The organism is Bacillus sp. ISL-7 (assembly GCF_018613065.1).
In genome coordinates, this window is record NZ_JAGGQW010000106.1 from 1 (window position 1) to 9,428 (window position 9,428).

A 9,428-nucleotide genomic window follows, 5' to 3' on the forward strand; every position below is an offset into this window, starting at 1 on the left:
AAGCGTGAACGCAATTTAATTTACCCTACTCTTCTTGATCATGTGACAGAAGATATGGCCGTAGCTTGGGAGGAACCGTTCGGACCTGTGCTGCCAATAATCCGTGTATCCTCTGATGAAGAAGCGATCAAAATTGCGAATGAATCTGAATTTGGTTTACAGGCAAGTGTCTTTACCAAAGATATTAATAAAGCATTTGCGATTGCAAATAAAATTGAAACAGGCTCAGTTCAAATAAACGGACGTACCGAACGCGGCCCGGATCATTTCCCATTTATCGGTGTAAAAGGATCCGGAATGGGTGCGCAAGGTATCCGCAAGAGCATTGAATCGATGATGCGTGAAAAAGTAACTGTATTAAATCTTGCTGAATAATCCAAATTTATAAAATTGTAACTTTAATTCCTAATAGAGGGGTCCTTGTTGGCCCTTCTTTGTTAATTCCCTTTGGAAGCTTTAAAAGCAATTTGCGTTGCATTGGCCCCATCAAGTCCAGGTGACCCACCAAATAAAAGGAGTTGGAAGATTTATGAAGAATACTAATAGACTTACTATAGATGAGTTAGAAAGACGAATTGCTCATTTTGAGGATCGTCTTAAGGATTTTATTATTACCGAGGAACAAATTGAGTTTATCAAAGAAAGGTTAAGGGAACTAAAAAACGCTAAAGAGTGTTTATCATGGGAATCGGTCCGGTACCTGCCAGTCAAGTAGCGTTACAGAAAGCAGGGCTTAGTGACCTTTTTTAGTTTAGAGTTCGCTTTAAGGGTGCCCTAAACCTCGCTCTTTAGCTTTAGCGTAAATTGTAACCGGGGCACTCCTGCCTATACATATCTCCACATTTTTCGGTGAGAGATATATAGTCACCAATAAATACATCAGGTGTTAAATAACGCTCCTAAAAAACATTTTAAAGCGGAAACATGCATTATCAATCTTTCTGGCTCGATTTTTTGTAAATCAAAAAGAGGTGAGTAGATTGAAAACAAAACAAGAAATACTTGAAGAGTTGAAAACAGAATTGCTACGGATTGGTTCAACCAACCAAAGGGATTATGATTTGTTGAAGAAGAAAGGACAAGTTTTTAGTACAACCATTTGTCGCAGGTTAAAGTTAAGCTGGCCTGAAGTCGTCAATCAAACTGGATTAAAGTTTTTTCTACATAGAAAGAATTCGTAAAAAATAAACTTTGTTTAACGAGATCAAAACCTTAATTTATATAATTAAGATTGTGGTAATTAATTAGGAAAAATAATATTCTAAATAATTTTTCTATTATTTTTAACTAACAGAATTGTTTTATTATTCAGATATGTTATAATAGACCGATCTAAAGAAGAAAAGAGTGTTATAATGCGTAAGCATATAAAATCATTTGAAGAGTTAATAAAAGAGAATAAGCTAGAATTACTTAAAGATAAACAAGCAATCGAAACAATTGAAAAGCGTATAGAAAAACGCCATGAGGTTAAAAAGCTAGCTTAATATAGCTAGCTTTTTTATGTTTTATGAACTATTTTACATAATCAGTGAATTTTAGGAACTGGATAGATTTTAAAAACGTTTATAAACCAACCTTTCGTTCGCTTCACAATTTTCTCTATTATGCATGATTTTATACATCGTTAATAAATCAGTTTAATTTCTGAATTAAGAAAAAGTTTAAGTTCAACAGAAAACTTATTGGGTGTTTTTGGAACATTAATGATACGATTGAATTTGCCAGACTAATCGTTGCAGTCATGTCATTTACATAGAAATAGGAGGTAATGTTTTGACATTTATTCCAAAGCAACAGCATGATAAGGTGAGTTCTTATAAAAATCTACGTTCTTTATACGAGCGAAACATCACGGTGAACAGTATTTCAGAAACTATGGATACTTGTCATCTTCATGACGATGCCGAAATGATTCAAAGTATGATGGTTATAAAAGACTATGATGTTTTGGGTGTTGAAGATAACGGAATCGTCATTGGTTATGTAGTAAGAAATGAATTGAAGGAAGGATCCTGTAAAGAATATTATCGGAGTTTTAGTCCGACGGAACTTGTCTCGGAATCAACACCACTTATCGATACGTTATTTTTTTTAAAAGGGATAGAAAGAATATTTATACTAGAGGGAAATAGGGTAACAAAAGTTGTGACACTTGCCGATCTCCAGAAACCTCCGATTCGAATGTTATTATTTGGGTTGATTTCATTATTAGAGATGCATCTTTATCGGATTATTAATCATTATTTTCCTGAAGATACCTGGAAGACACATTTAAGTACCAATCGAATTAGCTTAGCTGAGGAATTATTTTCTCTTAGAAAGTCACAAAATGAAGCGATTCAATTAAGTGATTGTCTACAGATTTGTGATAAAAGAGACATTGTCCTTAATGAGAAGCAATTAAGGGAACTTTTGGGTATTGAATCAAAAAGCAAGGGTAACCATTATTTCAAACAATTAGAAAAATTAAGAAACAACTTGGCGCATTCCCAGAATATTAATACCCAAAATTCTTGGGATGAAATGTTCTTGTTAATTGAACAGACTGAGAAATTATTAGGAGCATGTGAAAAGATATGATTTTGAATTTCTACAGAAAGTGTTTCAACTGGTATGTAAAAGATTAATAAATACAAGGTGAAGGTAATGGGTTAAGTTGTGACAACATCAATATTAGTGGAAAAACTGTAGGTAAGAATCCTACAGTTTTTTATTTAAATCCTCAGAAAAAAGCTGACTTCAAAAGATCACATTTTAGTGATTTGAAATCAGCTTTTTTTTCGTATTTTAATTCGCCGACTTGGACACGCTCTTTTATAATATCAAGCTGTTCTTCACGGAGTCGGACGGTTCCTGTATCTACCCGAGAGGTATACAATTGAAACATGAAAAAATAGAAATGAAGTATACTATTTTCTTAAAAAAATAGGAGGTTTACCGAAAAAACAAGTCAAATAGGCACATTTCTAGAGCTACATTTTTTGTTTCGAAATTGACTCAAAAAGCGACGTAAAAAAACGGAAACGCAAAAAACATCAAAGAAATTGCTTTGATGTTTTAAAAACCTTTTTCATTAACAAATAGATATTTTATTAGATATTTTTATTATAAATCGTTTCTTGCCATCTGTGATAACCATAAATAATTATCGATAAAGAGACAAAGAGAACAAATCTACCCCACGGAGTAATGTTTATTAGTTGGTAAATTTTTAATTTATCTTGAAACAAATAATGAATGGGGAAAATCGCAAACATAAAGTCTAATATTAGATTTGTTATTAAATACACCCAAAATTTCCCATATGTATAATAAAAAATCCAAAGAGTTATTATCAAAAAAGCTCCTAAAATTCCAGGCATAAAAAAATGTTTGAACCATGGTACTATTGTGACTTTTACAATCCAATGCTTTTGATTGTATGCTATAACATTATAAAGAAGCATTAAAAAAGACGAAAAAATAGATACAGGCATAAATCGTTTTATATCGTCCTTCTTTAGAAAAAATAAAGAGAACCAAGGAGCAATAAGAATAGTCCATAATACAATTTTATTTATCATATTGTTCATTGCAGCTCCTTCAAAAAGAATATGAAGTTAATATTTGTTTTTTTAGGAGTAAATATTCAATGAATTTCTTAAGTTATGAAAAGAATGCTTAACGTCACACTTGAAAAAACATTTCGAAATTTAAAAATAATAACCAACGTAAATGTGACGTGTGCCAACCGCCAAAAGCAACACGATAACGTATAGGGAATAAACGAAGTGCCGAGTTCTATTAAAGAGAAGTTGGCACTATTTTTATTTATAGGGGGAAATATGATAACTTTCAAGTATAATATGAAATATGTTTGTAAGGAATAGTAACAAACATATTGAAAATGAATATCTTCTGCACGAATCAGGTTTGAACAGATTATGAAAGGTAACAAAAATGAGTATAATAAAGGATTTTTTGCTGCAATTAACGTTTATGGTAATACCCATTTTTACGTACTTTACATTTATTACGGAGAGGGTAAAAAGTGATAAAAATAGAAACGTAATAATGTCCATTTTGTGGGGCGTATCAATATTATTTTGCATGTCCTTTCCAGTGAGTTTTGGCCAAAATGCTCGTTTGGAGTTAAGAATTATTCCTCTATTAATAGGGACCTTATACGGCGGATTTTGGCCAGGCATCTTCCTTTCAGTGCTAATTATACTTTATCGACTTTATTCTGGAATCAGTTTAGGATTTTATAATACTTTTCTTGTCTTATTATTTACATTGCCTGTTATATTGTTTTTTCAAAAATCATTTGCAAGTTCGCATAAAGAAAAAAGGATTAAAATTGCTGTTGGTCTTTCCTTTTACTACTGTCTTATTGGCCTTACTTTTTTTGGTATTCTAAGAGGTTTTTCCGTAGATCATCTTAAAGTACCGATTATTCATCTTATCTTTGTAGTGGTAGTTACTTGGTTCTTCACTATGTTAAATGAAACGATTAGGGAGATTCATCAGCTTCGATCAGAGATGCTGAACTCAGAGAAATTACGAATGATAAGTGAGTTAACAAGTGTTTTCGCTCATGAAATTAGAAATCCGATGCAAGTGACTCGTGGCTTTCTGCAACTTCTAAATGAGCCTGATTTGCCTAAGAAAAAGAAGGAATATATCCAAATATCCATTGAAGAATTAGATCGTGCAAATGAAATTATTAATGATTTTTTATCTTTTGGAAAACCCACAATGAATAACAGCGATAGAATCGACGTAGGTTATCAGTTACAACGTGTAGTAAATATCATTCAAGGTTACTCTCTGAACCAAAATGTTGAGATTAAAACTGATTTTTTGGATAACTGTTGGATTTATGCTAATCCTCAAAAATTGAACCAGTTTTTGATTAATATTTTGAAAAATGCGATAGAGTCTATGCCGAATGGTGGAATGGTTTGGATTACATGTACTTCAACAGATGATGGATATATAAAGATTACCATTAAGGATCAAGGAATTGGTATGACAAAAAAGCAAATAGATAGGCTTGGATCTCCGTTTTATTCCTTAAAGGAAAGTGGTACAGGACTTGGAATGATGGTAAGTTTTCAAATTGTCCATTCTTTCAATGGTAAAATACAAGTGAACAGTGAAAAGGATATGGGGACAGAATTTATTATTCTTTTACCCCAGATAACCTAAAGATTAGCCATTATTGTGAGAATGCTGCACAATCCCTTTTTTTGATAAGGAATAATAACAATTTTTCTGCAGAAAATACTTCTACTAAATTCAAAGTAGGAGTGTATACATGGAACAAACACTTTATGAAAAAGTTGGCGGAGAAGAAGCTATTGCAAAAGTTGTGGACTATTTTTACTCCGAGTTGGTTCTTAAGGATGAGACTGTTAATCATTTCTTTAAAGAAACGGATATGGAAAAACAACGCCGTCATCAGTCAAAATTTATTAGTTTTGCATTAGGCGGTCCAAATCAATATTCTGGTCAATCTATGGCAAAAGCTCATCAAGGAATGAATCTCCAACCAGCCCATTATAATGCTATTGTAAAACATCTTCACGATGCTCTTGCTCACTTTGGAGTGAATGAAAGAGACATAGATACAGCTTTAACTCAAGTAGCTTCACTAAGAGACGATATATTATATCAATAACTGTTATTCTGCTAACGGATCCAAGAAGGGAAGATCGAGCTGCCACTAAGGTAGCTTTTTCTATTAAACAATGTCAGTTTGGACGTTTCTTTCTTAAAATATTGTTAATCCGTTCCTGGCGCGACCCGAAGAATGTTCTTTAAGAAATTTTTTACTTTTTAAACTCATTTAATCTTTCGTAGGTTTCAAGTAAGAAATCATAAAACAATGCTTCGGTTGGGAGCAGTTGACGTTGTGTCGGGTAGATGACACCGACTGTGCGTGTGAGACTCGCATCTGATATGGGAATCACGACAGTGGACCGCGGTGTGTTATCTACCAATGTCATCTCTGGCATCAATGCTACCCCTAAGCCAGCAGACACTAACCCTTTTAATGCATCAATATCTTTCCCTTCGAATGCGATTTGTGGTGAAAAACCTGCATCCTTACATGCTTGAACAACCTGTTCGCGAAATACAAATCCTTCAGGCAGGGCACAAAATGGGTCATTTCTTAAATCCCGTAACCGAATCGATTCCCGATCAGATAATGGATGATGAAGAGGGATGAGGGCAACGATATTTTCTGTAAATAACGTAGCTCCTTGAATTTTTTTTTCTTTATCCGGATTGGGCATGGGCGCCATCATGGCCAAATTAAATTCCCCATTTACCACTCCATCAATTAAATCATAATAAAGGGCATTGCTCATTTGAAATTTCGCATCCGGGTACCGAATGCGAAAAGCATAAATGATGGAAGGCAATGTATGGGCGGCCATGCTAATTGGGAATGCAATTCGAACAGTTCCTTTTTCCGGATTTAAATTTTCTTCTACTTCTCTCTTTGCGTCCTCCATCAAATACCACACTTGTTTCATCCGTTCATAAAAGATTCTTCCTATAGGGGTTAACTTTACGCTTCTTCCCTCACGAATAAAAAGTTTCACACCTAATTCGTCTTCTAAATTGAAGATTTGCCTGCTAACGGAAGACTGGGCAACATGCAAGACATCCGCTGCCTCTGTTACATGCTCTCTTTTAGCCACTTCCAGGAAATATTGAATTTGCCTCGTCTCCATTTTTTAATCACTCCAGATTCATGCGTTAAATGCATTAATTTCATCGGAAATTAAGATTGAAACTATTAATTATAAAATTATAAAATGAAAATACATTTAAGAAAAGTAATTTTTCATTGTTTTTAATAAATTTTAGGGGCGAACATTATGAAAATGCTGGACAAAATAGAAGAAAATCAAACGCAAATCGTGAAAGATTACGTAAATCGTTTATTTGAAAGTGTTCAAATGCGGAATCCAAATGAATGGGAGTTCCAGCAGGCAGTTAAAGAAGTACTTGATTCTTTAGTACCTGTCCTTGTGAAAAATCCAATATATATCAAACAGGCCGTTCTAGAAAGAATAGTCGAACCAGAGCGAATGATTACCTTTCGGGTTCCGTGGGTAGATGATAAAGGGAATGTAAAAGTGAATCGTGGATATCGTGTCCAGTTTAGTAGCGCGATTGGACCTTATAAGGGGGGACTAAGATTTCATCCGTCTGTTAACGCAAGTATTATCAAGTTTCTGGGGTTTGAGCAAATCTTCAAAAACTCATTAACAGGTCAGCCGATAGGCGGTGGAAAAGGCGGTTCTGACTTTGATCCAAAAGGTAAATCTGATTTAGAAATTATGCGCTTTTGTCAGAGCTTTATGACAGAGCTTAGCAGACATATCGGGCCGGATATCGATGTTCCCGCTGGGGATATAGGAGTAGGGGCAAAAGAGATCGGTTATATGTTCGGGCAATATAAAAAATTAAAAGGCGCTTATGAAGCAGGTGTGCTAACTGGAAAAGGCATTGGTTATGGTGGAAGCTTAGGCCGTAAAGAAGCGACAGGATATGGATTGGTTTATTTTGTAGAAGAAATGCTGAAACGTCAGGGATTAAGCTTTCAAGGAAGTACCGTTGTGGTATCTGGTTCAGGAAATGTTTCGATTTATGCAATGGAAAAAGCGATGCAGTTTGGTGCAAAAGTGATAGCATGCAGTGATTCAAACGGCTATGTTTATGATCGAAATGGAATTAACCTAGATACGGTTAAACGATTAAAAGAAGTAGAGAATAAAAGAATAATCGAATATGTCAAAGAACATCCAGATGCTATCTATCAAGAAGGGTGTTCAGGCATCTGGGCGATCCCGTGCGATATTGCTTTACCGTGTGCAACGCAAAATGAGGTAAATAAGGAAGCGGCAGAAATGTTAGTTTCAAATGGGGTAAAGGCAGTGGGAGAAGGTGCAAACATGCCTTCTACGCTAGAAGCCATCGATACGTATTTGGAGCATCATGTTTTATTTGCACCTGCCAAAGCAGCAAATGCAGGCGGGGTTGCAGTCTCCGCGTTAGAAATGGCGCAAAATAGTGCAAGGCTGTCTTGGACACAAGAAGAAGTAGATATGAAATTACAAGACATCATGAAAGATATTTATAGTAAGAGTATGAAGGCATCAGAAGATTATGATTCTCGAGGAAATCTTGTTATCGGCGCTAATATAGCTGGATTCGTAAAAGTAGCTAATGCCATGATTGAACAGGGTGTTATCTAAAATATAATATCTTGTTACGATAATAATAGAATATAGATACCGTTCAAAACAACGATGAAAGGTCACAAATTGGTGGCCTTTCATCGTTGTTTTTTTATATCTATCAAAAGTTTACTTATTTTGATTATTTTAAGTAAAGTGGAACCGATAGTCGTTTGATTTTTGTTAATTGAACAAACTGAGAAATTATTAGGAAAATGTAAAAAGATATGAAATTTCTAGATTGAAAAAAATAATCGATATATCTATTCTTTATCTATGAATATCGATTAAAATTTATCGTAATAGGTAAAGAATGTAAGGTTGGCATGTCAGGTATAAAAAAACAAGACATTCTAAGGGAAGAAGATTAGAACTAATAGGAGGAATTTACTTGGATATCATCGATATTATCTATTCTCGACGTAATATAAAAAATTTCAAAGCAGATCCGGTAACTATAGAGCAAATCAGCAAATGGCTGCAAGCCGGCACAATGGCTCCCAATCATAAAATGACCGAACCATGGGAAGTGTACATGGTTGGTGAGGAGACAAGAGAAAAGTTAAACCACAAAACCAATTTCTTCCATGCACCTGTTGTACTTGCCATTTTATCCAAACATGGTGCCAATGAAATTGAAAAAATAGAAAACGCACATGCTACAGCCTGCTTTGTACAAAATTTTAATTTAGCCGCTTGGGCAGAAGGGGTTGGAACATTCTGGTCATCGATGGGGGGTGCTCCGAAAAACCGTGAAATTCTAGGTGTTCCGGATGGGTATGATGTGATCGGGATATTTGGTGTAGGGTATCCAGAAGAAATCAATGAACCAAAAGAAAGGACTCCTATTCAAGAAAAAATAAAGTACCTTTCTTAAAAAAAGAAAAATAAAAAATACGAAGCAGAGAAAATCACGTTTCTCTGCTTCTATTTTTTATTGATAACAAAAAACCGGCCCTAAGGTAACCCTGGGATCTAATCCGATTTTGTCAGCTTAAAGGAATATTCTTCATAATTCCCCCAACAGCGAAAATAAATAGACTTACAAAACTAACTGCTTTTCAATTGACGGGATCTTTATTACTCATTTAAGTGGATAATGTCGCCAATGCTTTATTGGAAACATTTTCTCCCCTTTTTATAGGATTACTGTCGCCAATAAGCCTGATTGGAAACATTTTTGGCCCT

11 protein-coding genes are annotated in these 9,428 nt (G+C 34.6%); 9 read left to right on the plus strand and 2 right to left on the minus strand.

Going from position 1 to position 9,428, the window contains the following annotated elements; translation table 11 throughout:
- The 5 genes from J7E66_RS30995 to J7E66_RS31015 all read left to right on the plus strand — a co-directional run.
- A partial coding sequence (locus J7E66_RS30995) for an aldehyde dehydrogenase family protein (RefSeq protein WP_215007803.1) occupies positions 1-375 on the plus strand: 375 nt, incomplete at its 5' end.
- A 154-nt stretch (positions 376-529) separates the two neighbouring features.
- Positions 530-715: a hypothetical protein gene (locus J7E66_RS31000; RefSeq protein ID WP_215007806.1), complete on the plus strand. Its 186-nt coding sequence runs from the start codon at positions 530-532 to the stop codon at positions 713-715.
- A gap of 265 nt (positions 716-980) precedes the next feature.
- Positions 981-1,181: a hypothetical protein gene (locus J7E66_RS31005; protein WP_215007809.1), complete on the plus strand. Its 201-nt coding sequence runs from the start codon at positions 981-983 to the stop codon at positions 1,179-1,181.
- 174 nt (positions 1,182-1,355) lie between these two features.
- Positions 1,356-1,487, plus strand: a complete 132-nt coding sequence (locus J7E66_RS31010) for an FbpB family small basic protein (RefSeq protein ID WP_215007812.1) — start codon at positions 1,356-1,358, stop codon at positions 1,485-1,487.
- 289 nt (positions 1,488-1,776) lie between these two features.
- A complete protein-coding gene (locus tag J7E66_RS31015) occupies positions 1,777-2,583 on the plus strand; it encodes a hypothetical protein (RefSeq protein WP_215007815.1) in 807 nt (268 codons plus the stop codon).
- Between the two features lie 512 nt (positions 2,584-3,095).
- Here the strand turns inward: J7E66_RS31015 and J7E66_RS31020 are convergent.
- Entirely contained in the window at positions 3,096-3,575 is a 480-nt protein-coding gene (locus tag J7E66_RS31020) for a hypothetical protein (RefSeq protein WP_251033227.1), read from the minus strand.
- A 406-nt stretch (positions 3,576-3,981) separates the two neighbouring features.
- Between J7E66_RS31020 and J7E66_RS31025 the strand changes: the two genes are divergently transcribed.
- Positions 3,982-5,193 (plus strand): ATP-binding protein, encoded by a 1,212-nt coding sequence (locus J7E66_RS31025; RefSeq protein WP_285289273.1) that lies wholly within the window; start codon positions 3,982-3,984, stop codon positions 5,191-5,193.
- A 109-nt stretch (positions 5,194-5,302) separates the two neighbouring features.
- Entirely contained in the window at positions 5,303-5,665 is a 363-nt protein-coding gene (locus J7E66_RS31030; RefSeq protein WP_168243922.1) for a group I truncated hemoglobin, read from the plus strand.
- Positions 5,666-5,816: 151 nt separating this feature from the next.
- Here the strand turns inward: J7E66_RS31030 and gltC are convergent, their stop codons facing one another.
- On the minus strand, positions 5,817-6,728 hold the full coding sequence (gltC, locus tag J7E66_RS31035; RefSeq protein ID WP_215007821.1) for a glutamate biosynthesis transcriptional regulator GltC: 912 nt from the start codon (positions 6,726-6,728) through the stop codon (positions 5,817-5,819).
- Between the two features lie 147 nt (positions 6,729-6,875).
- Here gltC and gdhA point away from each other — a divergent pair, with 147 nt between their 5' ends.
- Both gdhA and J7E66_RS31045 read left to right on the plus strand, forming a co-directional pair.
- Positions 6,876-8,258, plus strand: coding sequence for an NADP-specific glutamate dehydrogenase (gdhA, locus tag J7E66_RS31040; protein ID WP_215007824.1), 1,383 nt, complete (start codon positions 6,876-6,878; stop codon positions 8,256-8,258).
- Between the two features lie 373 nt (positions 8,259-8,631).
- Complete coding sequence (locus J7E66_RS31045) at positions 8,632-9,117, plus strand: nitroreductase family protein (RefSeq protein ID WP_215007826.1); 486 nt, start codon at positions 8,632-8,634, stop codon at positions 9,115-9,117.
- Positions 9,118-9,428: the final 311 nt, after the last annotated feature.

What these genes read in the sequence shown, in the direction of transcription:
- gdhA (WP_215007824.1), top strand. Translation starts at nt 6,876, where the DNA reads ATGAAAATGCTGGACAAAATAGAAGAAAATCAAACGCAAATCGTGAAA.
- J7E66_RS31025 (WP_285289273.1), top strand. Translation starts at nt 3,982, where the DNA reads ATGGTAATACCCATTTTTACGTACTTTACATTTATTACGGAGAGGGTA.
- J7E66_RS31000 (WP_215007806.1), top strand. Translation starts at nt 530, where the DNA reads ATGAAGAATACTAATAGACTTACTATAGATGAGTTAGAAAGACGAATT.
- J7E66_RS31020 (WP_251033227.1), bottom strand. Translation starts at nt 3,575, where the DNA reads ATGAACAATATGATAAATAAAATTGTATTATGGACTATTCTTATTGCT.
- J7E66_RS31030 (WP_168243922.1), top strand. Translation starts at nt 5,303, where the DNA reads ATGGAACAAACACTTTATGAAAAAGTTGGCGGAGAAGAAGCTATTGCA.
- gltC (WP_215007821.1), bottom strand. Translation starts at nt 6,728, where the DNA reads ATGGAGACGAGGCAAATTCAATATTTCCTGGAAGTGGCTAAAAGAGAG.
- J7E66_RS31010 (WP_215007812.1), top strand. Translation starts at nt 1,356, where the DNA reads ATGCGTAAGCATATAAAATCATTTGAAGAGTTAATAAAAGAGAATAAG.